Below are 23,677 nucleotides of genomic sequence, written 5' to 3' on the forward strand. Positions count from 1 at the left end.
AATAGCCGGGGTTATGCCTCGGTAGGATCCGGACCGTCGGGATCGGCGGATTCGGGCAGGGTGATCAGTACTTCCTGGATCCGACGCTTATTGACCGCCATGGCCTGAAAGCGGTAGGTATTGTAGATAATCTCCTCGCCGGTTTCGGGCAGTCTTCCCAGGATCTCCAGCAGCAGCCCGGCCAGGGATTCGGCTTCCCCCTTTACCGAGGTGAAGGTGGAAGTGGGCAGTTCGAGGAGGCGATACACGTCGTTTAGCATGGTTTTGCCGTCGAAGACGTAATTCAGATCGTCGATGCGCTGGTACACGATCTCCTCGTTCTCATCGAATTCGTCGTGAATATCACCGATAACTTCTTCCAGTACGTCTTCCAGGGTGACAATGCCCTCGGTGCCCCCGTATTCGTCGACAACGATGGCCATGTGGGTTTTTTCCGTCTGGAATTCCTTCAGCAGGTCGCTGATCTTTTTGTTTTCGGGCACGAAGAGAATGTCTTCGCGGACCAAGCGGACCCAATCGAAAGACTCCGGTTCGTTGCGGTGTCCCAAAAGATCCTTTACGTACAACAGCCCCTTCACCTTGTCGAAATCTTCTTCGAAAACCGGAATGCGGCTATAGCTGGACTCCCGGATAACGTCCCGGAGTTCGTGGTACCCGATCTTGTTCTCGACCGCAACGACGTCGCCCCGGGCCCGCATGATCTGGCGAACGGTCACGTTGTTGAACTTCACGATCCGCTTCAGGATGTCGACGTCCTGGCGTTGGTTGTCTTCCCCCCCGTCGTCCGAGTTCACCGTCAGATCGATGGCTTCGTCGATATCTTCCTGGCTGGCGGCGGCGGCGTCCATACGATGATTCTCCAGTCGCCGCTCGATGAAGCCCGCCCCCTGAACCAGGCTGGAGGCCAGGGGGTGGAAGGCGCGCATCAGCAGGTTAATCGGGCGAGCCATGGCGATGGCCAGCGTTTTTTTGTTGTAGCTGGCGTAAACTTTCGGCGCTACCTCCCCGAAAAGCACCAGCAGAAAAGTTACCCCGATCACGGTGATCGCGAAACCGATGGCGTTGCTGAGCCCCACGTCCGTGAAGCGGCGGGTAAAGGCCAGGTTGTCCTGAATCGTCTGGGCCCAATATGCGAAGAGGGATTCCGGAAATATCTTTCGCAGGATGATTTCCGATACCAGGACGATGGCGATATTAATGAAGTTGTTGGCGATGAGGATGGTCGCCAACAGCAACCGGGGTTTGTCGCGTAGCTCGTAGAGGGTTTCCCGGGCGGGATCCCCCTCCTGCTCCAGCTCCTCGTAGTCGTTGGCCGTCAGGGAAAAGAAAGCCACCTCCGATCCGGATACGAGTCCGGACATCAGGAGCAAGGCCGAGATAATGATGAGGCCCAGGACCAGTTCCATGCCGTAGCTAAGCAGCAGGGTGCCGGGAAGAAAGGAGAAAAGGAATTCGGTTGCGTCCAACAGTTGGGATTCGGGGAATACAAAGATAGGCCTTGCCATCGGGCCCCGCCGGGATTAGAAGGGCAGGTCTTCCTCGGCCTCCAGCTGGCGGTCTTGGCCGGAACGTTCGGTGTGGGTCCGCTCCGCCGGACTCTCCGGAGCCGCGGCGTAATCGTCGTTCCCATCGTCGTTGCCGTCACGTTTCCCGTCGAGCACCCGGAAAAAGGCCCCGACAACTTCCGTGGTGCGTCGGGGATTGCCGTCCTTATCCTGCCATTTGCGGTGGGTGAGTTTGCCGTCCAGGTAGATCATGGAGCCCTTGCGGAGGTAGGTCTGAGCCCGTTCCGCGAGGTTGCGCCAGACCACCACGTCGTGCCACTGCGTTTCCTCCTGCCATTGGCCCGAACGGTCCTTGTAACTTTCGGAAGTGGCTACACTGAATTTGGCGACCATTACGCCGCTGCCCAGGGTACGGATTTCGGGATCCGCGCCTAATCTTCCCACCAGTGTTACTTTGTTGATCATCTTGAGTTGCTTTGCTGCAAAGCTACGGAACAGGATACGCCGTGCCACTAAAGCTGCTGTATTAATAAAACTTTCTGTTTGTTTTACAGGTCCAGCGTCAGGGTCCCGTCCTCCAGGTACCGGTTGATGACCCGCGGCAGGGCGTACGCCGAGTGTGCCGCGCGATCAATGCGTACGAAGCGGTCGGGTAGCTTGGTGGGCGCCCTCCATTCAATTTGGTGAAAAACGGCCAGAATCGTCTGGTGGGAAAGTTGCTGGCGGTAGACCAGGCTGCGCTTTCCTTCGGTAATCCGGTTGGGTTCCAACCAGGTGGGCCAGGCTTCCGATTCCATCAACTGCCGGAGGCGAAGGTCCGTGGTATCCGCCTCGATCAGGGGGAATTCGTAGAGTGATTGCCAGATGTCTTTGGTCGTTCGCTGCTGTAGCAAGAAGCTTCCCTTCGTATCCTTGATCACCAGGTAGTGGAAATAGCGACTACGTTTCGTTATGGATTTCTTCTTGACGGGCAAGTCGTACACCGTTCCCTTGGCGCGTGCTTTACACTGCTTAGCCAGGGGGCAGCTGGGGCAGGCGGCGTTGCGCGGGGTGCAAACGAGCGCGCCAAAATCCATGATGGCTTGGTTAAAATCGGCAGCGTGGGTATCACCCATTGCCTGGTCGACTGCTTGCTGAAAATGCTTCCGGCCGCTACTTCCATCCGTCGGGGCCTCGTCGCCGGCGAAGCGGGCAATTACGCGGTAGACATTTCCGTCCAGTACGGCTACCTGCCGCCCGAAGGCAAAGGAAGCGATGGCCGCCGCGGTGTAGGGACCGACCCCCGGGAGCGCTTTCAATCCGGTGTAGGTATCCGGGAAGTGGCCGTCCAGGTCGTTCGCCACCGTACGCGCCGCGCGCAGGAGATTCCTGGCGCGGGAGTAATAGCCCAGCCCTTCCCATAACTTCAGAACGGCATCGTCGTCAGCCCCGGCCAGGTCGGTAACGGTTGGGTAGGCGGCGACGAAGCGCTCGAAGTAGGGCAGTCCTTGTGCCACCCGGGTTTGCTGGAGGATAATCTCACTGAGCCAGACCCGGTAGGGATCGGGTTCTCCTTTCCAGGGCATGGGCCGGCGCTCGGGTTCGTACCAGTCGAGCAGGGCGGTGCGGAAAAACAGCCAATCGGTTTGGGGCATAGGGTGAAAAAACACCGGCCCGCCGCAAAGTTGCGAGGGGCCGGTTACGAAATGGTTGGCAAGGTGCTATTTGGCTATACTGACACAATTATTTTTCACGCAGTTTTCCGTACTGACGGGCTATCTGCGATTTGAGATCTTTACGGGCAAAAAATATGCGGCTCTTGACGGTCCCCAGGGGAAGGGTAAGGTGATCGGCGATTTCCTGGTACTTGAATCCCTGATAGTGCATCAGAAAGGGGATGCGAGTGGAATCGTCCAGCTCATCGATCATCTCCGTCAATTCCTTGATGAGAATGTTACTGTCGGCGTCGTTTTCGATGGAATGGGATCCCGAGTTCAGGTAGTACAGGTTATCCGTGTTATCCATAATGGTATTGGCCTTCACTTTCTTCCGGTAGTTATTAATGAAGATGTTCTTCATGATGGTGAAGAGCCACGCTTTTAGGTTCGTACCCTGGCGGAACTTATCCCGGTTGGTGATGGCCCGGAACGCTGTTTCCTGGTATAGGTCCTTGGCATCCTCCGAATTTTTCGTGAGATTATAAGCGAAGGAATGCAGGAGGGTAGACTGCTTGTTGAACTGGGCGAAAAAGTCTAATTGCGTCATATTGGGGTAGCGTTAGGGCCTTGTTTAACCAAATGTAGTAAACACTTAGATTTTTTGGAGTGATTCTGGTCATTATTGGAGTCGATCTTTCACACTGAAAGCGATAAGATTGACATTTTGATCCACAGGTGACATATACCCTTGGAAAAGCCCTCGAATAAGCATATTGTTCGAAAGAAGTTTCTGAAAAAAATGAAAGTTTTGGATTGTGTTGTTTTGCTTGCTTATTACCGATTCCGCCGCGATGCATTGTCGTGGCTGGATTATCGTCCACAGCGGCTCGAACGTGCTACGGAAAGGATCCCACTAGCGTTCCCATACCCGAATTCGTTCTCCCGATCATGGCGGAGCTGGGCGTAGTCAAGTACGCGGCCACGACGGCACGCGGAAGGCGAGCAAGCCGCTGAGCAGAGCGCTAAAAAAAAGGCCCGCCCCCCGGGAGGAGAGCGAGCCGTTTCGTTCGGTTGTATAAAGGGTGGGCTATTCTTCGACGTAGCGTACGTCATCGAACTCCGCAGCAAGTACCTTCAGTACGTTCATGATGGTTTCCTCCTCAAGGTCGGTACGGCGTACCAAGTCCTCGGGGCTGGTTTCGATCACGGAACGGGCGGTATCCAGGCCGATCGCCTTGAGGGCGTCGATGACCCAGCCTTCGATCTCGTCGCTGAATTCGTCGAGGTCTACGTCGTCGATTTCGACTTCGTTATTGCGGTAGACGTCAATCTCGAAGTCGACCAGGCGACTGGCCAATTTGATGTTGGTGCCGCCCTTTCCGATGGCAAGGCTGACCTGATCGGGTTCCAGGTACACTTTTGCACGGCGGTTCTCCATATCGATGTCGATATTGGTTACCCGCGCCGGCGTGAGCGAGCGTTGGATGTACAGGTTCGTATTGCCGGTCCAGGGGATCACGTCGATATTTTCCTGGTTCAGCTCGCGGACGATACCGTGAATGCGGGAACCTTTCATACCGACGCAGGCGCCGACCGGATCGATGCGGTCGTCGTAGCTCTCCACGCTGACCTTGGCGCGCTCGCCGGGGATGCGAACGATCCCCTTGATGGTGATCAGTCCGTCCTCGATCTCGGGCACTTCCTGCTCCATTAGCTTGGCGAGGAAGCGCTCGTCGGTACGGCTCACGATGACGACGGGGTTGTTGTTGCGCATTTCGACCTCCTTGATGACGCCGCGGACCATGTCGCCCTTCCGGAAGTAATCGCCCCGGATGGTTTCGTTGCGGGGCATGACCAGTTCCCGGCCGTTGGCATCGTCGATGACGAGGACTTCCCGTTTGAGGATCTGCTGTACTTCACACAGGACGAGTTCGCCAACGCGTTCGGTGTAGCTGCGGTAGATCTCGTCTTTCTCGAGGTCCATGATGCGGCTGATGAGCGTCTGGCGGGCGGCCATGATGCTCCGGCGGCCGAAGTCTTCGAGGAAAAGCTGCTCGTAGCATTCTTCGCCCACTTCGTAGTCTTCGTCGATGGCCATGGCCTCGGAGAAGCTGATCTGGCTGAGCTCGTCGGTTACTTCCCCGTCGGGTACGATCTCGCGAACGCGCCAGAGTTCGAGGTCGCCTTTGTTGGCATTGACGATAATGTCGAAGTTCTCATCGGTAGTGAACTTCTTCTTGATCAGCGTGCGGAACACGTCTTCGAGTACCCGCACCATCGTGGGGCTGTCGATGCTCTTGCCGGAGCTGAATTCCTTGAAGGTATCAACCAGGTTCATCATGGCTCAGAAGGATATTTTGACTATAGATTTTTTAATGGCGTCGTTGGCGATACGGATATCTTCCACGACGGTCTTCTTTCGTTTGCCCTCTTGGACGCGCATTTTAGCTTCGAGGACGATTTCGGAGGGGGATGCCTCCTTCAGTTGGCCGGTGTATGTTTCTCCGTCGGTGGTCGTCACTTCGAGGGTGCGGCCTACGTTCTTGAGGTACTGGCGGTAGAACTTCAGCGGCCGATCAACCCCCGGGCTGCTGACGTCGAGCACGTATTCCTCTCCCAGCGGTTTTTGCTCGTCGAGGTAGCCTTCAAGATAACGACTTATCCGCTGGCATTTGGCAAAAGTCATTGCCGAGTCGCTGTCGACGAACACTTCGAGCTTCTTGTTCGAGTGATTGATGTCGACTACGAAACAGTCTTGAAATTCCGCTTCCGTTGCGAAATAGGTTTCCAGCAGGTTGGTGATCTTTTCTTCCATGGTAGTTACGCTGCTCCTGCGCTCCCCCCCCGGATAGCTATCGGGGCAAAAAGATGATGCAGGTACACAAAAAAGAGGGAATCTCGCGATTCCCTCTTCTGCTTTTTACGGCCTTGTTTGGCAAAGGTAACGTTTTGCCGCGATATATGGTTGAAGAGTGGGCGGGAGCTGTCCCGCCCACCCGGTGCTTACTCTTCCAGTTCGGGGAGCAGGACGCCGTCCACCAGGTGAACGACACCGTTGGTAGCCTGAATATCGGTCATGATAAAGTTGACCTCGGTGCTATCCGAAGTGATGATGACGGGGGCCTCGTCTTCTTCCATGTTGATGGAGAAGTTCTGTCCGGCGTTAAGGGTATTGACGACCATATCGTCCATCAGTTCTTCGGAACGGATGTTACCGCTGGCTACGTGGTAAAGCAGTACGTTGACCAATTGATCCATGGAAAGGGTCGCGATCGTATCGCTGGCGGCGGTGAAGGCGGCGTTGACGGGGGCGAATACGGTGAAGGGGCCGTTGTCGTCGCCAAGATCGTCATCCAGGTCGGCGGCCATGACGGCGGCTTCCAGGGAGTCGAGGGCGCCGGCCTTGGTGAGGAAGTCGGCGATCGACTGCATTTCCAGTACGTTGTCAATGGCGTGAACGACACCGTTGCTGGCGTATACGTCGGCCGCTACGACCATGGCATCACCGTTGATGGTGACGCTATCGTTGTTGGTGATGAGCAGCGAGAGCATGGACTCGGATACGTCTTCACTGCCCGCGCTCAGGGTCGTCTGGAAAGACTGTCCGGCGGGGATGTTGGCGGCGGGAATGCCCGTACCGAGAACGTGGTAAAGGAGCAGATTCCGTAGATCGCCATCACTTACCGTAGCCAGGTTGATACCCGAGGCGGTGAAGGCGGCATCGGTGGGCGCGAACACGGTGTAGTCACCGGTATCGGCCAGTACCTCGTCGAGGCCAACGCGCTCGAGCGCGGTAATCAGCGTGGTAAAGCTACCGTTCAGTACGGCCCGGTCGACGATGGTCGGGGGCATGAGCACGTTATCGATGGCGTAGTAAACACCGTTCACCGTTTCGTTAGGTCCGTCGGTCACGTTGACCTCCCCGTCAAGGGTAAGGGTGCCACCGCTGTTGTCGATGGTTACGGGCAAGTTGACATTGGTAGGGCCGGTAGCGTTACGGGTGTTGAATTCGGAACGACCTTCGGCGATATCCCCGTCGCGGAGTACCTGTCCTACGAGAATGTGATACGCCAGGATGTCGGAAAGCTCATCATCCGAGAGGCTAGCGAGATCGATACCGGCGGCAGTGAAGGCCTCGTTAGTCGGTGCGAATACCGTGAGCCGGGCGGTGGCCCCGTCTACGAAACCGGCTTGCCCCGTACGCTCCAGCGCGGCTACCAAAGTAGAGAACTGGGGGTCGTCCTGTAGGTTGTCCGCAATAGTACCGATAACCGGCAACGTGGGCACGTCATCGTCTTCTCCACAGGCACTAAAGCCTAATACGGTGCCGAAGAGTAGAAGGACTAAATAAGGGTATAAGCGAATCATAAAGGAATCAGGTTTTAAATGCCGGTACGGACCGGATGGGTATGATAAAGAAGGTGGATTAGCTCTGTGCACAAACCTAATTAGAAAAAAATGTTCTCAAATAACATAATATAGTTAGGGGGTGCTGGGTGACAGACGGCGAATTTTAGCCTTCCGTTGGTACCGAACGGATTATTTTCTCTAATATTTTAAGCGTGCTGGAATGCCGGTAAGTTCCAGTCCCGGGGCTCGTCCCGGTCGTAATGGTAGCGGATAGCATCCTGAATGGATAAAAATTGGCTTTCTACGCCCATCTGCTCCATCAGGCCCGACCGATACAGGACATCCCGCACGGGGCCGATCATACCGGTCAGGTACAGGTGGATGCGACGGCTTCTCAGCGCCAGGTAAACTTGTTCCAGGGCGTGCAGGCCGGTGGTGTCCAGGTCATTGATCGTATGGCCGTCCACGATGACGGCTTCTAAATTTTCGTCCCGTGCTTCGACCATTTCTAGGATGCGGTCGGAAAAGTATTCGGCGTTTCCGAAGTAAAGTTCCGCGTCGAAACGAACCACCAGTAGGGTAGGGTCTACTTCAGCCTCACGGAACCGCTCCACGTTCCGGAAGGCATTCGTACCCCCGATCCGGCCCAGTTCCGCCAGGTGAGGTCGGGCGGCCCTCAGGAAGACGAAGGTGAGTGATAGTACCACACCCCCGGCAATACCATACTGTAATCCCGCGAAAAGGGTAAAGAAGAAGGTAACCAGCAGTACGGCCAGCTCGCGGGGCGCGAGGCGGTACAAGCGGCGCATCTCGGCGAAGTCAAACAGCTTGCCCACCGAAAAAACGATCACCGCGGCCAGCATCGCGATCGGCAGATAGTAAAATAAGGGGGTAAGGAACAGCAGTACCAGTACGAGTAGTACCAGGCTGGTCAGGTTCGCTACGGCACTTCGTCCGCCGGCCTCCTCCAGCACCGCCGACCGGCCGAAGCTCGCCGAGGTGGGAATGGCGGCCAACAGACTCCCGCCGATCTTGGCTAGACCCAGGGCGATCAGTTCCCGGTTCGGCCGCACCCGGTAGTACCCGTGGCGGGTAGCGAAGGCATTCCCGATCGACAGGGTTTCCACGAAACTGATCAACGCCAGTACCGCGGCCACGGGCAGCAGCGAGCGGATACCGGCGAAATCGAAGCCCGGAAGGGTGAAAGCGGGAAGTCCGGCCGGTACCTCCCCTACCACTGCGATCCCCGAGCGGTCCAGGCGCAGCAGGTAGGTCAGCAAGGTGGCGGTGACGATCCACCCGATCAGGTAGGGTAGCTTCGGAACGAACCGCTTGCCAAGCAACAGGATGGCCAGCGTCCCCAGTCCCATCAAGGCCGTAGGCCAGTGAAAACTGTCCAGGTGAAGGGTAAATTGATAAATCGTCTCGTGGAGGTAGCCGGTACGCGGCATATCCAGTCCGAAAAGACCCCTGAGCTGGGAAGCGACGATCAGCACCGCCGCCGCGGATACGAAGCCCGATAGGACGGGGCGGCTCAGCAAGCTCACCAATCCGCCCAGCCGCAGCAGCCCGAAGAGCAGTTGGATTGCCCCGGTGAGGGCGGCCAGTTGCAGGGCGAGCAGGATGAACTCCGAAGAGCCCGCTTCCGCCATATGCGTCAGCCCGTTGAGGGTAAGCAAGCTCGCAAGGGCGGTGGGGCCCACGGCGATGTGGGGGGTGCTGGCCAGGAGGGTGTAGATGAACAGCGGGATCAGGGCCGCGTACAGGCCGTACACCGGGGGAACGCCGGCCAGCAGTCCGTACGCCATGGCCTGGGGCACCAGCACTACGGTGACGGTCAATCCGGCGATCAGGTCACGGCGAAGATCGCTGCCGGCGTAGTCGGGGGGGCGGGGGAACCAGTTTAGTGGCTTAGGCATCGACCGCCTCCGTCGCCAGGATGTCGGCTACCTTGTCCTGGACGTTGGTAATCCTGTCAAACCCCCGTGCTTTGAGCACGCTGGCCGCGATCGTGGACCGGTAACCACTGCCGCAATGGAGGTGGTATTCGGTGCCGGAGTCCAGACCGGCCGTCGCCGATGTCAGCGTGGATAGCGGAATGTTTTCGGCGGCCCGCAAATGACCGTTTTCGTATTCGGCGGCTTTGCGGACGTCCAGAACATGCGTGGCCCGCGTGGGGTCGAAGGCGGTAGCTCGGATCGTGGCGACGGTGTCCGTCTCGCCGCCGTAAGCCTTCCACGCCGTCATGCCCCCCTCCAGGTAGCCCAGGGCGTTATCGTAGCCGACCCGGCTCAGGCGCTCGACGGTCTCGGCTTCCCGGCCGGGATCGGTGACTAGCAGGATCGGTTGCTGCAAATCGGGAATCAATTCCCCGACCCAGGGCGCGAAGCTTCCGTCCAGCCCGATAAAGATGCTGTTCGGAATAAATCCCTTCACGAAATCTTCCTGGCTGCGGACGTCAAGAATGAGCGCCATCTCCCGGTTCGCGATCGCTTCAAAGGCTTCCGGACCGAGGGGTACGGCACCGCGTTTCATGACCTTGTCGAAGGAATCGTAGCCGGACTTATTCATGCGCGCGTTCTCACTGAAGTAGGCGGGGGGTGGCAGCAGGCCGGCCGTCACTTCCGCTACGAATTCGGCGCGGGTCATGTCCTGGCGCAGGGCGTAGTTGGTGGCTTTCTGGTTGCCGAGGGTGTCGGTGGTTTCCCGGCTCATCTTTTTACCGCAGGCCGAGCCCGCACCGTGGGCGGGATACACGATCACGTCGTCGGGGAGCACCATGATCTTCCGCCTCAGGCTTTCGTACAGCAATCCGGCCAGATCTTCCGTCGTCAGGGCGCCCGTCTGCTGCGCGAGGTCGGGCCGGCCTACTTCACCGATAAAGAGCGTATCTCCGCTAAAGATGGCATGCGGTCGGCCCTGCTCGTCGAGTAGGAGATAGGTGGTGCTTTCCAGCGTATGACCCGGAGTGTGGAGGGCCTTGATGGTGACTTCCCCCACCTGGAATGCTTCTCCGTCCCAGGCATTGTGGATAGTGTAGTCGGTCTTCGCCCCCGGTCCGTACACGATGGTGGCACCGGTTTCCTCGGCTAGGTCGATGTGGCCACTGACGAAATCGGCGTGAAAGTGGGTTTCAAAGATGTACTTGATCTTGTCGCCGGCCTGCTTTGCCCGCTCAACGTAGGGAGAGGGACTCCGTAGCGGGTCGATAACGGCTGCCTCGCCGCCACTGGCGATGTAGTATGCTCCTTGCGCCAGACAGCCGGTATAGATTTGCTCGATGGTCATGTGTATCGTATGATGCTTTCTTCATATGAAGAAGGTGCGAAGCCGGGATTGGTTGACTTTTCCGGCTACTCTCCGCAGGGCAACAGCTCGAAGTGGGTGTGCGCCCGGCTCCTGGCGTAGCGGTATTCGTCGATGTAGGCGTCTCGGTCGTAGGTCTGTTTGCCGTAGGTCGGGGTATAGCGGACGGTATCCCAGAACGGGCTGGCTGGTTCCTTGGAGCGGCGATCGCCCGTCTCTCGCATGAACGTGGCCAACTGCTCGCGTAGCCTGGTCTCGGCGGCGGCGTATTCCGGTTGTCCGGTCAGGTTATGCAATTGCTCCGGGTCGGTAAGCAGGTCGTAAAATTCCACCGGTGGCCGCTTGCCGAAGGCGAGGCGCTTGTAATCGGTGGTATCCCCATCGGGTTTCCGGCTGGCAAGGATGAGCATTTTCGTGATCGAATTGTCCACGTCACCGTAAGCCCCTACACTCAGTATGGCCTCCGGGTCACCGGCCGGCCAGCGATCGGGAAAGAAGTTACGGAGGTAGAGGAAGCTGTCGCTACGGATCCCCCGCACGGCGTAGCTGCCGCTGTCCGCCCGCACCTGCGCGTGGCGCTCCCGCTCCAAAAAGACCCGGTTTTCACCCGTTGCGGCGGTATCCGTAAGTTGTTCTAGCACCCCCGGTAACGTCATGGTCGGCGGAACCGCGAGCCCGGCCGCCTGCAGGAAAGTCGCGGCCAGGGAAGCCAAGTTGAAGTAGGAGGTTCGTACCGTACCCGCGGGAATCCGCGCCGGCCAATGGGCCACGAAGGGCATGCGCGTGCCGGCGTCGTACAGGGTTGCCTTGGCGCGGGGGAAGGGCATGCCGTTGTCGCTGGTGATGATGATGAGGGTGTTATCGAGTTCGCCACGGGCCCTTAGCAGTTCCACCACTTCGCCGACGTGACGGTCGAAGCGCTCTACCTCGGCGTAATAATCGAGGAGGTCATTGCGTACGCAAGGCAGGTCGGGTAGGAAACCCGGCACGATTACCGAGTCGGCTTCCATACCCGTCCAGGCACCTAGGTTGGTCTGGTAGGCCCGGTGGGGGTCCTGACTGCCGAACCAGTAGCAGAAGGGCTGGTCGTTCTTCCGCTCCGCCAGTAAATCGGTGATATCCGTATAGGCTTCTCCTGCCGGGTTGTGCGGCCAGCCCGGGGTACGCCAGTCCCCTGGTCCCCAGCCCTTCTGATCGTGACCCACGAGGTAGCCGGCGTCTTCCAGCAGCGAGGTGTATACGGTGGCATCGGCCGCGAATTCCGACCACAGGTTGCCCATGGCACCGTTCTGGTGGGGGTAACGGCCCGTGAGGATGCTGGCCCTCGACGGACTACAGCTCGGGCTCGCACAGTATGCATTAGTGAACAGCATTCCCCCGGCCGCCAGCCGGTCGAAGTTCGGCGTTTGCACGACCGGGTCCCCGTAGACGCCCGCATGCGGGTAGGACCAGTCGTCCGCGATAAACAGCATGATGTTGGGGTGGTCCGGAGCTTGTTGGGTCACGGCCAGGCCGGCGAGGGCCGCGGCAATCACGGCTGTCACCGACAGCAGCCTTTTCCAATTCGTGCGTAAGCGGTAGCGCCTCATGATCCCGGCATTTGCATTAAGATCGGTAAAAGAGGGCACACTGGTCCGCCGAGCCTACTGGGCAGACGAGCAGAGCTCGGCGGACCAGTAGGCTGGTAAAAAGGTAGCGGGTCGATATTATCCGGAGCCACCCGTCGGCGGACGAACTTCGATCGGCAGACGACTATTGCCAGGCGGACCAAAATCTATTAAGGCACCTCCACCACGTTAAGCACCCGGGCGATGATGTCTTCCTGGCGGATATTCTCCGCCTCCGCCTCGTAGGTGAGTCCGATGCGGTGCCGCAACACGTCCTCGCAGACCGAACGCACGTCTTCGGGAGTCACGTAGCCGCGGCGCTCGATAAAGGCCTGGGCCTTGGCGGCCAGGGCCAGGTTGATGCTGGCGCGCGGGCTGCCCCCGTAGCCGATCAGGGGTTTGAGGTCCGCCAGCTTGTAAGCCTCTGGTTCGCGAGTAGCGAAAACGATATCGATGATGTAGCGCTCGATCTTGTCGTCCATATATATACTGCGCACGGACTTCCGGGCGTGGAGGATATCCGCGGGACTCGCTACCGGATTGATCTTCTCGAAGCCTTCGCCGAGGTTGCGCCGAATAATGGTACGCTCGTCCTCCCGCGTTGGGTAACCGATGTTGACCTTCAGCATGAAGCGGTCGGTCTGCGCTTCGGGCAGGGTGTAAGTGCCCTCCTGGTCGATGGGGTTCTGGGTAGCTAGCACGAGAAAGGGCTCTTCCAGGACGAAGGTGTCGGTACCAATGGTCACCTGTCGTTCCTGCATGGCTTCCAGGAGGGCCGACTGCACCTTGGCGGGAGCGCGGTTGATCTCGTCGGCCAGGACGAAGTTGGCGAAGACCGGCCCCTTCCGCACGCTGAAGTCGTTAAGCGTAGGATTGTAAATCATGGTACCCACGATGTCCGCCGGCAGCAAATCGGGGGTGAACTGGATGCGGCTGAAGTCGGCGCTTATCGTCTGGGCCAGGGTTTTGATGGCCAGGGTCTTGGCCAGCCCGGGCAGTCCCTCCAGCAGGATGTGCCCGCGGCTCAGCAGACCGAGCAGCAGCCGGTCGATCATGTTTTCCTGTCCCACGATCACCTTGGCGGTTTCCCGGCGGATGCGCTCGACTACCTCGCTGTCGGCGCGGATTTGCTGATTCAGGGCTTCGATATCTACACTCGGCATATATGGATATGGTTTTTGGGCGGCGGGGCGCGGGTGCAAAGTAAACACATTCGGGGCAGCTGACCCCGGAGCTTGACTTCCTGTTTCTGACCAGATAGTTCCTGTCTTGTAGTCGGGTCAATAGGGCAATAGAAAAGGCTTCACTGTCTGGAATGATCGCGGCCGGAGCTACCGGGGGATGCGGGCAGCGTGTCGGACTTTGAGGAAGGCGGCACAAATACCCCTCGCTACGCTCGGGTAGGCCCGCGGGCGGAGCCCGCGAACCGGGCCCGATTCCCGCGGTACCAGTTGCCTCCGTTACATCAGGCTTTGTTCCCGGAGAGCGACTTACTGACCATCACCTAATGTAAACTACAGGTTAAGAAATTGAAGCTCGCCGGTAGCCCAAGTCGTCCGACGACTAGTCGTCGGACGACTAATCGCGCGACCATTAGTCGTCGGACCATTAGTCGCGCGACCGCCTAAGGCAACCCCACGAGCCGATGCGGGTTCTCATCCGTAACGATTACTACTATGCAGCATACCGACGTAAACACCCTCGGCGAGTTCGGCCTCATCGATCACCTCACCCAGGGTTTTCAAACCAAACAGGCCACCACCATTCTGGGGGTTGGCGACGATGCCGCCATCATTGACGGGGGCGACGAACAGATCGTGGTAAGCACCGATATGCTGGTGGAAAGTATTCACTTCGATTTTACCTATACCCCGCTAAAGCATTTGGGCTACAAGTCGGTTATCGTCAACCTGTCGGATATCTGCGCGATGAATGCGCGCCCCCAGCAAATCACCGTGAGTATCGCCCTCAGCAATCGCTTTTCGGTGGAGGCCCTCGACGAATTTTATGCCGGCGTCAAGGCCGCCTGCGACCAGTACGGGGTAGACCTCGTGGGGGGAGATACCACCAGCTCCAACCGCGGCCTCATCATCAGCGTGACCGCCATCGGGCGGGCACCCGCTTCACGGATCACCCGCCGCAGCGGGGCGAAGGTGGGCGATCTGGTGTGCATCACCGGCAGCCTGGGGGGAGCTTACCTCGGACTGCAACTACTAGAACGCGAAAAGCAAGTGTTCCTCGATAACCCCGACATGCAGCCCGATATGGGCGAGTACGCCCCGAGCCTCCTGCAACGGCAACTCCGCCCGGAAGCGCGAACCGATATGGTCGATACCTTTGCCAAGGAGGGGATCGTGCCCACCTCCATGATCGACATCAGCGACGGACTGGCCAGCGAAATCTTTCACATCTGCAAGGCATCCGGCGTGGGGGCCATCATCGAGGAAAGCGGCGTACCCATCTCGAATGACGCTCAGATGCAGGCCTTGGAGTTTAACCTCGATCCGATCACTACGGCCCTGTCCGGAGGCGAGGATTACGAGCTGCTCTTCACCATCGACCCCAAGGATACCGAGAAGATCCGCTTCCTACCGGATATCTACATCGCCGGCGAGATCGTAGCAAAGGAAGACGGCGTCAAGTTGCATACGAAAGGCGGTAACATCCACGACATCAAGGCGCAGGGCTGGAATCACTTCCAGTAGCGAAGGCTTTTGCGGTCCAGCTGCGGAGGTACGCTTCAGTCCGTGACCGGCACCACGATTTCCACTTCGAATGCATCGCCGACCGTAAAGGCCAACCAGGGCCCCTCGATACCGAAGGCCCCGCGGTCGACCGTCATGCGGCCCTCGAACTGTCCGCCGTCCGCTGTCCTGGTAAACGTGAAAGGAAGCGGTGTTCGCTGGCTCACCCCGTGGAGCGTCAACGTACCATTGGCAACGTAGCCGGATGCCGTGGGCGCGAACGCGGTAGCGCGATAGGAAATGTCAGGATACTCCGCCACGTCGAACCAGTTTTCGCCCCGGGCGTGCTTGTCCTTCAAATTATTGCCGGTAGCGATGGTGGCCGCCTCCACGCGGACATTCATGCTTGCGTTAACCAGATCTTCCGGATCGAAACGGATACTACCCGTGAGACCGCGAAAGGTGCCTTCCGCGCCGCTGCCACTGAAGCGGATGGCGTAGTTCTGCCCGATGGTGTAGTTGCTCTGCTGGTAGCGCGCCATGGCTACGGAGAGCAGGAGCAAACCAGCCAGGAAGAGCATGCGAATAACCATGGGACAAGCGATTTACCCTTTGGCCCGTTTACCTAACGTAGCCGGATAGGGCCCCGAGCGGTTGTGAACGGTCCGGAAAATACCTTATTCCGGCGACCAGGCCCCCACCCGCGCTCCGCCGCAATGAAAAAGCGCCGTTCAATCAGCTTTTGATCGGTTACTCGCCGATCCTTCGACAATCCGGTGTAGCGGTTGTCAGCGGTACTTCGTGTCGCCGGAGCGAACCCCCGCCTAGCGCATCACCAGCTCCTCCCGGTCGGGGCCGGTACTGACCATGGTGACGGGGACGCCCAGTTTTTCTTCCAGGTACTTGAGGTAGTTCAGGCAGGCCTGGGGTAAAGCGCTTTCGTCCTTTACGCCGGAGAGGTCACTGTTCCAGCCTTCGATGTCGGTGTAGATCGCCGCGTAGTTTTCGTGGACGAGGTCGAAGGGGAGTTCCCGGCTGTCCGTTCCGTCTACCCGGTAAGCGTCGGCCGCCTTGATCGTTTCGAACTTATTCAGTACGTCCACCTTGGTGAGCACCAACTGGGTTACGCCACTCAGCATGATAGTGTACCGCAACTGTACGAGGTCGATCCAGCCGCAGCGGCGGGGCCGGCCGGTAGTGGCACCGAATTCGGCGCCTTCCTTGCGGAGGAATTCACCGGTAGCGTCGTGCAGTTCGGTGGGGAAAGGACCTCCGCCCACGCGGGTACAGTAGGCCTTGGTAATGCCGATCACCTCGCCAATGCGCTGGGGAGCGATACCGAGTCCGGTACAGACGCCGGCCGTGATGGTATTCGAGGAGGTCACGTAGGGGTAGGTGCCGAAGTCGATATCGAGCATGCTGCCCTGGGCTCCTTCGGCGAGGATCTTTTTCCCTTCGCTAATGGCATTATTGATGTAGAATTCCCCGTCGACGAAGGGCAGTTGCCGCAGCCGGTCCACCGCCCGGAACCAGGCCTCCTCTTCCTTCGCCAGGTCAAATTCAATGTAGGGGTACAAGCCAACCAGCTGGAGGTGCTTTTCCTTCAGCCGCTCATACCGATCGCGAAAGTCGGGGGCTTCCAGGTTGCCGACCCGCAGTCCGTTGCGGCCGGTCTTGTCCATATAGGTAGGACCGATGCCCTTCAGGGTAGATCCGATCTTCCGTTCGCCCTTGGCGTTTTCGCGGGCGGCGTCCAGGAGTCGGTGCGTAGGCAGGATGAGGTGGGCCTTGCGCGCTACGAACAGGCGGTCGGCGTAGTCGATGCCCGCCGCGTCGAGTTCGTCGAGTTCCTTGGACAGCGTGATGGGGTCGATGACCACGCCGTTGCCGATCAGGTTGTGCAGGTTGGCGCGGAATATGCCGGAAGGTACCGTGTGCAACACGAATTTCTTCCCGTCGAAGATGAGGGTATGCCCCGCGTTCGGTCCGCCCTGAAAGCGGGCGATGATATCGTATCGGGGAGCCAGAACATCTACGATCTTGCCCTTCCCTTCGTCTCCCCACTGGAGACCCAGAAGTACGTCTACGGCCATTATTGCTTGGCTTTTGGAGCGGAAAACGCATTGTCGCGCACCGCCCGTTGCAAAACGTGGGCAAAGGTAATGGAAAATCCGGAGCTCCTTACTTGTCCGCAAGCTGACTTTAGGTGCGAACATCCGTTGGTGAAATTACCATTACAGTAAGAAACACACGCATGGCACTAAGTCACTCTACTCAAAATAAGCTTTTTACCACCGGTTACATTGCCAAGGGAGTAGTCTATTGCCTCATTGGCATTTTCGCGGTTATCGCGGTCGTCGGCGGCGCGGGAGAAGGAAGTACCAGCGGTCCGAAGGCGGTCATTTCCTGGATCGGCACCAATCCCTTCGGTAAAGTGCTTCTTTTTCTCATTGGCGCGGGGCTGCTAGCTTACTGCAGCTGGCGGTGGTATACCGCGGTCAAGGACAAAGAAAACGAGGGGTCGGACAAGGAGGGGCTCGCTAAACGGGCCGGTTACGCCGTAAGCGGAACCGCCTACGGTGTACTCAGTGCCCACGCTTTCAAACTCGCCTTCGGTGGTGGCGGTAGCAGCGGCGATAGCAAGCAAGACATCATCGCGCGCCTCCTCGCCGAGAGCTGGGGACCCTGGGTGGTCGGCATCATCGCCGCGATCATGGCCGGTGTCGCAATCTTCCAGCTCTACCGCGCCCTTACCGATAAGCACATGGAACACATCGAAGGACTCGGTCTCGGGCACCACGAGCGGGAGACGTTCAAGAAAACGGGCGAGGTCGGCCTGACCGCGCGCTTCGTCGTCTATGGTATTATCTCCTTCTTCCTTTTTCGGGCCGCGCTGATGGACGATCCCAGTCAGTTCAAGGGCATCGGCGAGAGCCTGAATTTTATTCAGGATCAGACTTACGGGGCGGTGCTGCTGGCATTGGTCGGGTTAGGACTCCTCGCCTATGGCATCTTTATGTTCGTACGGGCGAAGTACGAGCGGGTATAGTCCTATGGGTGCAAAAACCGACTGACGTTATTTCCGGCCTTGATGTAGTAAATACCCGGATGCAGCCCCGAAACGTTCAGCTTATGGATTCCCGAGCCGGCGGTGACGTCAATCCCGTTCAACGGAACCGATTGTCCCTGGCCGTCAAACAGGTGAATGTCACCCTCCGCCTCAACCGTTAGGTAGTCGCTGGCTGGGTTGGGGAAGAGTACGATTCCCTGGCTGGGCATCGTGACGAGGGTGACCTCGGAGAGGGTGACGGTACCGTCGAAATCGGTCTGCGCTAAGCGGTAGTAGTTGGTGCCGGGGTGGGGATACGCATCGGTGAATTGGTAAGTATTCAGGTCGAAATTCATCCCCTTACCAGGTAGGGATGCGATCGGCTCCCAGGTTTTGCCGTCTTGCGAGCGCTCTACCCCAAAGTAGGAATTGTCTTCTTCCGAAGCCGTAGCCCAGGCCAGGGCAACCGCGTTCCCGCTTTTTTCCGCCGTAAAGGTTACCAGCTCTACCGGTAGCACGACGCTGGCCGGTGTCAGTTTCATCCGGCTCGACGAGGATGGGATTCCCGGGCCATTGAAGATGATATCGAAGTCGTAGCACTCGAAGGAGGCCGGGTCGATCGCATTACACGCCATGCTGGAATTGCTGTACTTGCCGGGCGAATACAGCGTGCCGCTCGAACCAGTGAGCCCGGCGGAGCCTCCCGAAAAGCAGCCTCCGCCCGCCGCCAGGTACCACATACGGTTACCGCCGCCGTCGCTGTAATTAACGGTGTATTTGTACCGCAATTCGTAGTTGAAGCCGTAAGCGCAGTTGTTACTACCGCTGGTCCGCTTTATGCCATCGTACTCGATCGTGACGGCAATACTCCATCCCTGGGAGGAGGTGGCGGAAGCGGTGTACTGGGGATACTGAGAAAAGGCGAATAGGGGGCACAGCAATAGCAGTGCTAGGGTGAAATAGCGTAAGTCCATTTGTATAAGTGTCTAAAAACCGGACCGGTCCGATAAACGGGCGATCAGTATAAAAAGCCTCGCCCGGATAGTGTATAAAAGTGTCTAACTATCCGTGCACCTATATAACGCAGGTCGGAACACCTAATTGTCAGTTTAACAGTTTCACCATTCGCCAGTCCTCCATCAGGTATCCATTGCCGATGTCGGTATCGTAGCGTTCGATCTTTTCGAACCCCAACACTTCGTAGAAGCCGATCGCCGGGTTCCGGTAGTTGACGTCCAGCTTCAGCGCCAATTGGCCCGCCCGGGTGGCGATGCCCGCTATCTCGTTGATGAGCAGCTTGCCGAGGCCCCGTCCTTGCATCCCCGGCAACACGTATAGTTTGTGGATCTTGGTGGCCCGGGGCGAGTGGTCGATCTGGTGGCTCACGAAGCCCACCGCCCGGAAGCGCTGGCTAGGGCCGGCGTACTCATTGCGGGAAGCGTCATCGGCGTACAGCAGCAGGTGAAAGGCGTGGCCCCCGCTCATCTGATCGCGCAGAGAATCCGGCCGGTACATTCGGTCCAGCATGTACTCGATTTGTTCCGGCGGTATGATCTTACCGTAGGCTACGGGCCAGGTCTGCCGCGCGATCCGTTGAATGGTGTCGACGTCGGAGGGACCGGCGGCGAGGATACGAACGTTGGTAGGATTCACGGAAGCAAGTTAACAGGGTAAGTCAATCTCCTAGGAGCGGTCAGGCGGCCGGCTCGTGCAGTTGCGGACCGTTATTCCGGACGTTACCGACTTCCTGGGAGACCGCGTAGGTCGTTAGGGTACCGTCGACCGGGGTTGCCAGCAAGCCCAGGATATCGCTGAGTTCGGCATCCCGGTCGAGCCAGCCACTCTGCTGTTCGCCGGTCGTCAGCAGCATGGGCATGCGATCGTGAATCGGTGCCATTTCCGCGTTGGGCTCCCCGGTGATGATGGAATAGGTGTACACCGTTTCACCGCCGTCCTTGGGTTTCCAGCTTTCCCAGATGCCCGCCATGACGAGTAATTCGCCTGTTTCGGGGAGGATGCGGAAGGGGGTTTTATTCCCTCCCTCCCGTTTCCATTCGTAGAAACTGTCACCGATCACCAGGCACCGTTGCTCGCGGATCGGTTTGCGAAAGCTCGATTTTTCCTCGATCCCTTCGCGGCGGGCGTTGATCATGCGGGCGCCGATCTTTAGGTCCTTGGCCCAAAAGGGAACCAGGCCCCAACGAAAAGCGGACAACTGACCGGGGTCCCGGTCCGTAATGACGAGGCCGTTTTGTGTAGGAGCCATGTTGTAATTCGTGGGCAATCCGCCGGGGGGCGTAACCAGGTCTTTACTGAACTGCTTGCGTAGTTTAGCTTCGTCAATGACCACAGAGTAGCGTCCGCACATAATTTCGGGATTGGCGTGGCTCTTACTACGGTGGCGACCCGGTAAAGGTTTTCTCCCCCGGTACCGGCCCATCAAAAAAGGGTCGGAGCAAGTGCTCCGACCCTTTGTTTGTTTCAGCAAACTATCCGCTTAGTTACTCTGCATTTTTTGCTTGATCTCTACGATCTCGTAACCTTCGATGATGTCGCCTTCCTTGATGTCATTGAAGTTCTTGACGTTCAGACCACATTCCATGCCGCTGCGTACTTCCTTGACGTCGTCCTTGAAGCGCTTGAGGCTGGCCAGCTCGCCGGTCTGTCCCTCCTTGAGGGGGAAGACGACGATACCGTCGCGGATAACGCGAATGAGGGTATTGCGGGTGATCTTGCCTTCCTCGACGTAACAACCGGCGATGGTACCGACTTTGGAAATCTTGAAGGTCTCCCGTACGGCCACCTGGCAGGTTGTTTTCTCTTCGCGGGTCGGTTCCAGCATGCCTTCGATGGCGCTGCTGATCTCGTCGATGGCTTCGTAAATGATCGAGTAGGTCTTGATCTCCACACCTTCGCGCTCGGCGAGTTTGCGGGCCGACGAACTCGGGCGTACCTGGAAGCCGACGATGATCGCGTCGGAAGCCGTTGCCAGCAGGATGTCGGAGTCGATGATCTGTCCGACGGCCTTGTGGATCACGTTGACCTGAACGGTCTCCTGGGAGAGCTTGATCAGCGAATCGGAGAGGGCCTCTACGGAACCGTCCACGTCACCTTTAACGATGAGGTTCAGTTCCTTAAAGGTACCGAGGGCAAGGCGGCGTCCGATCTCGTCGAGCGAGACGCGCTTGGCGGCCCGGTTGGCCTGTTCGCGACTGATCTGCGCCCGGCGACTGGCAAGCTGACGTGCTTCCTGTTCGCTGGCCATCACCTTGAGGATCTCACCGGCTTGGGGAGCACCGTCCAGTCCGAGGAGCAAGACCGGAGATCCCGGTCCAACTTCCGTGACGCGCTTATTCCGTTCGTTGAACATGGCGCGGACGCGACCGCTGGCCTCTCCAGCCACCAGGATGTCCTGCACGCGGAGGGTGCCGTGTTGTACCAGAATTTTGGTAACGTAGCCACGGCCTTTCTCCAGGGACGCTTCCAGAACAGTAGCAACTGCCGGCCGGTCGGGGTTCGCGGAGAGCTCGAGCATCTCCGCTTCCAGCAGCACCTTTTCCAGCAGCTCGTCGACACCGTCGCCTTTGAGGGCACTGATTTCCTGCGACTGGTACTTACCACCCCATTCCTCGACCTGATAGCCCATGGAGGCGAGCTCGGTCTTGATCCGGTCGGGATTGGCACCGGGGCGGTCGATCTTATTGATCGCGAAGATCATGGGTACGCCGGCGGCTTCGGCGTGACTGATTGCCTCCTTGGTCTGGGGCATCACGTTGTCGTCCGCGGCAATGATGATAATCGCAATGTCAGTCACCTTGGCACCCCGGGCACGCATGGCCGTAAAGGCTTCGTGACCAGGTGTATCCAGGAAGGTTATCTCGCGACCGTCGGGGAGCTTGACCTCGTAGGCACCGATGTGCTGGGTGATTCCCCCGGCCTCTCCGGCAATGACGTTGGCGTCGCGAATGCGGTCGAGCAGCGAGGTCTTACCGTGGTCGACGTGACCCATTACGGTCACGATCGGCGGACGGGACATCAGATCCTCGGGAGCGTCGACGTATTCCTCTTCTTCCTCTTCGGACTCGTCCACGTTGATAAACTCAACCTCGTGGTTGAATTCCTCGGCGACCAGTTCGATGATTTCGGCGTCGAGGCGCTGGTTGATCGATACGATCACGCCGGCGTTCATACAGGCGGTAATGACCTCTCCTATACCGACGTCCATCATGTTGGCGAGCTCCTGCGCGGTGACGAATTCGGTGACCTGCAGCTTGTTGTCGGTCTCCTGATCCATCAGGGCTTCCTGCTTCTCGCGAATGCGATCGCGGTTGTCCCGCCGCTGGCGCTGGCGTTTCTTCTTGCCGCCACCGCCCTGCAGGCGGGCCATGGTAGCTTTGATCTTGTCCTCGATGTCCTTGGCCGATACCTCGCGCGGCTCGTCGCTGCGGCCGGTGGTTCTGCCGCGATCGTTGCGGCCCGTAGCGCCCGTACGGCCGGGGGGCGGTCCGGTGGTGATCTTCTTACGCTTGCGCTTCTTCCGGCTGTCCTCGGCGGATGGGCGTTTCTCGGTTTTCTTGATCTCGATCTTACCGAGCACCTTCAGGCCCCGCAGTTTGGGTTCCGCGGTCTTGTGCATGTCGGGTTGGTCGGCAGGCTTGTCGGCGGGCTTCTGGTCCGGCTTATCGGCGGGTTTGGGTGCTTCCTTAGCCGCGGGTGCTAAGGGCTTAGCGGGCTTTGGCGACGTATCCTCGGTGGGTGCCCGTCTGGCCTCTGGCCTTGCGGGTGCTTTGGGCGCGGGCCTTTTTTCGGGTTCTTTCTTCTGGGGGCGCCTTTTAGTGGCTTCCAGGTCGATTTTACCCATAACCTTCAGGCCGGGCACTTCCCGTTTTCCGGGCTCGCGGGGTGCTTCGGGTTTGGGCGTCGCAGGCGCAGGAGCGGCAGGTTCCGGGTTAGGAGCCTTGGCCGTTGGTTGGGGCTTCTGCACGGGCGGGGGAGCCGGAGTATTGACCGGGCGCGGCGGCGGGGGTGGCGGAGTGGCGGCTCTGGCGGGCGGCGGTGGGGGGGGCGGGGGCGGCGGAGCGGAAGGCCGGGTGCCAAACTCCATTTTGGCGGCCTTTTCCTTGTCGGAAATAGCCTTGGCAAATTCCTGACGCACAGCCGATTCCATCTCGACACTGACCTTCGCGATCGGTTTGTTCTCGATCTCGAAACCCTTGCCGGTGAGGAACTCGACGATTGTCGAGGTCGCCACGTTCAATTCCTTCGCTACTTTAATTAGTCGTTTACTCATTCGATCTGTTAAGCACGTCATCACTTTACCGCGGAGTGCTGCCGCGGGGCCATTTAGAACTACCCTAAAAAGCCGGATTTCCCCCCCTCTGCCTGGCGCCATCCAGGAGGACCATTCGGAACACTATCCAAATGTAGCGCAAAGATAAGCTAATCAAGGTACAAACCCGGCAGGCGCCCGGGCTTTACAGCGTGTCTGAGTAAACGCGGCAACTTTAACATAGTTTGGTGCCACCTCCGGGGAGTAGAA

19 protein-coding genes are annotated in these 23,677 nt (G+C 58.5%); 2 read left to right on the forward strand and 17 right to left on the reverse strand.

Annotated elements, in window-relative coordinates; translation table 11 throughout:
* Positions 1–11 precede the first annotated feature (11 nt).
* The 11 genes from gldE to CLV84_RS18625 all read right to left on the reverse strand — a co-directional run bounded on the left by gldE (position 12) and on the right by CLV84_RS18625 (position 13,568).
* On the reverse strand, positions 12–1,505 hold the full coding sequence (gene gldE, locus CLV84_RS18575; protein ID WP_245911561.1) for a gliding motility-associated protein GldE: 1,494 nt from the start codon (positions 1,503–1,505) through the stop codon (positions 12–14).
* Between the two features lie 15 nt (positions 1,506–1,520).
* Complete coding sequence (locus tag CLV84_RS18580; protein WP_104421335.1) at positions 1,521–1,970, reverse strand: single-stranded DNA-binding protein; 450 nt, start codon at positions 1,968–1,970, stop codon at positions 1,521–1,523.
* An 83-nt stretch (positions 1,971–2,053) separates the two neighbouring features.
* Complete coding sequence (mutY, locus tag CLV84_RS18585) at positions 2,054–3,139, reverse strand: A/G-specific adenine glycosylase (RefSeq protein ID WP_104421336.1); 1,086 nt, start codon at positions 3,137–3,139, stop codon at positions 2,054–2,056.
* A gap of 88 nt (positions 3,140–3,227) precedes the next feature.
* Positions 3,228–3,749, reverse strand: coding sequence for an RNA polymerase sigma factor (locus CLV84_RS18590; RefSeq protein WP_104421337.1), 522 nt, complete (start codon positions 3,747–3,749; stop codon positions 3,228–3,230).
* Between the two features lie 480 nt (positions 3,750–4,229).
* Complete coding sequence (gene nusA, locus CLV84_RS18595; RefSeq protein WP_104421542.1) at positions 4,230–5,480, reverse strand: transcription termination factor NusA; 1,251 nt, start codon at positions 5,478–5,480, stop codon at positions 4,230–4,232.
* A gap of 6 nt (positions 5,481–5,486) precedes the next feature.
* The gene (locus CLV84_RS18600; protein ID WP_104421338.1) at positions 5,487–5,957 is read right to left on the reverse strand and encodes an LSm family protein; all 471 of its coding nucleotides are present in this window, start codon (positions 5,955–5,957) and stop codon (positions 5,487–5,489) included.
* Between the two features lie 188 nt (positions 5,958–6,145).
* Positions 6,146–7,510 carry a fasciclin domain-containing protein gene (locus tag CLV84_RS18605; protein WP_104421339.1) on the reverse strand — a complete coding sequence of 455 codons (1,365 nt, stop codon included), beginning with the start codon at positions 7,508–7,510 and terminating at the stop codon, positions 6,146–6,148.
* Positions 7,511–7,698: 188 nt separating this feature from the next.
* Entirely contained in the window at positions 7,699–9,411 is a 1,713-nt protein-coding gene (locus tag CLV84_RS18610) for a SulP family inorganic anion transporter (protein ID WP_104421340.1), read from the reverse strand.
* Entirely contained in the window at positions 9,404–10,780 is a 1,377-nt protein-coding gene (locus CLV84_RS18615; protein ID WP_104421341.1) for an MBL fold metallo-hydrolase, read from the reverse strand. Before CLV84_RS18615 ends, CLV84_RS18610 begins: the two co-directional genes overlap by 8 nt.
* 65 nt (positions 10,781–10,845) lie before the next feature.
* On the reverse strand, positions 10,846–12,387 hold the full coding sequence (locus tag CLV84_RS18620; RefSeq protein ID WP_104421342.1) for a sulfatase family protein: 1,542 nt from the start codon (positions 12,385–12,387) through the stop codon (positions 10,846–10,848).
* A 188-nt stretch (positions 12,388–12,575) separates the two neighbouring features.
* A complete protein-coding gene (locus CLV84_RS18625) occupies positions 12,576–13,568 on the reverse strand; it encodes an AAA family ATPase (RefSeq protein WP_104421343.1) in 993 nt (330 codons plus the stop codon).
* A 513-nt stretch (positions 13,569–14,081) separates the two neighbouring features.
* On the opposite strand from CLV84_RS18625, the gene thiL reads away from it, so the two are divergent.
* On the forward strand, positions 14,082–15,110 hold the full coding sequence (gene thiL / locus CLV84_RS18630) for a thiamine-phosphate kinase (RefSeq protein ID WP_104421344.1): 1,029 nt from the start codon (positions 14,082–14,084) through the stop codon (positions 15,108–15,110).
* Between the two features lie 35 nt (positions 15,111–15,145).
* Here thiL and CLV84_RS18635 read toward each other — a convergent pair whose 3' ends face one another.
* Together CLV84_RS18635 and CLV84_RS18640 are read right to left on the reverse strand one after the other, a co-directional pair.
* On the reverse strand, positions 15,146–15,682 hold the full coding sequence (locus tag CLV84_RS18635; RefSeq protein WP_104421345.1) for a YceI family protein: 537 nt from the start codon (positions 15,680–15,682) through the stop codon (positions 15,146–15,148).
* A 231-nt stretch (positions 15,683–15,913) separates the two neighbouring features.
* Positions 15,914–17,182 carry an adenylosuccinate synthase gene (locus tag CLV84_RS18640; protein ID WP_104421346.1) on the reverse strand — a complete coding sequence of 423 codons (1,269 nt, stop codon included), beginning with the start codon at positions 17,180–17,182 and terminating at the stop codon, positions 15,914–15,916.
* A gap of 161 nt (positions 17,183–17,343) precedes the next feature.
* Here CLV84_RS18640 and CLV84_RS18645 point away from each other — a divergent pair, with 161 nt between their 5' ends.
* Positions 17,344–18,138, forward strand: coding sequence for a DUF1206 domain-containing protein (locus CLV84_RS18645; protein WP_104421347.1), 795 nt, complete (start codon positions 17,344–17,346; stop codon positions 18,136–18,138).
* Positions 18,139–18,140: 2 nt separating this feature from the next.
* On the opposite strand, the gene CLV84_RS18650 is transcribed toward CLV84_RS18645, so the two are convergent.
* The 4 genes from CLV84_RS18650 to infB form a co-directional block, all read right to left on the reverse strand.
* The gene (locus CLV84_RS18650) at positions 18,141–19,112 is read right to left on the reverse strand and encodes a T9SS type A sorting domain-containing protein (protein WP_104421348.1); all 972 of its coding nucleotides are present in this window, start codon (positions 19,110–19,112) and stop codon (positions 18,141–18,143) included.
* A gap of 130 nt (positions 19,113–19,242) precedes the next feature.
* Positions 19,243–19,791, reverse strand: coding sequence for a GNAT family N-acetyltransferase (locus tag CLV84_RS18655; protein WP_104421349.1), 549 nt, complete (start codon positions 19,789–19,791; stop codon positions 19,243–19,245).
* 40 nt (positions 19,792–19,831) lie between these two features.
* Entirely contained in the window at positions 19,832–20,506 is a 675-nt protein-coding gene (locus CLV84_RS18660) for an SOS response-associated peptidase (RefSeq protein ID WP_104421543.1), read from the reverse strand.
* Positions 20,507–20,635: 129 nt separating this feature from the next.
* Complete coding sequence (gene infB / locus CLV84_RS18665) at positions 20,636–23,428, reverse strand: translation initiation factor IF-2 (protein ID WP_104421350.1); 2,793 nt, start codon at positions 23,426–23,428, stop codon at positions 20,636–20,638.
* Positions 23,429–23,677 lie beyond the last annotated feature (249 nt).

The sequence above is a fragment of the Neolewinella xylanilytica genome (genome assembly GCF_002934605.1).
GTDB lineage: Bacteria > Bacteroidota > Bacteroidia > Chitinophagales > Saprospiraceae > Neolewinella > Neolewinella xylanilytica.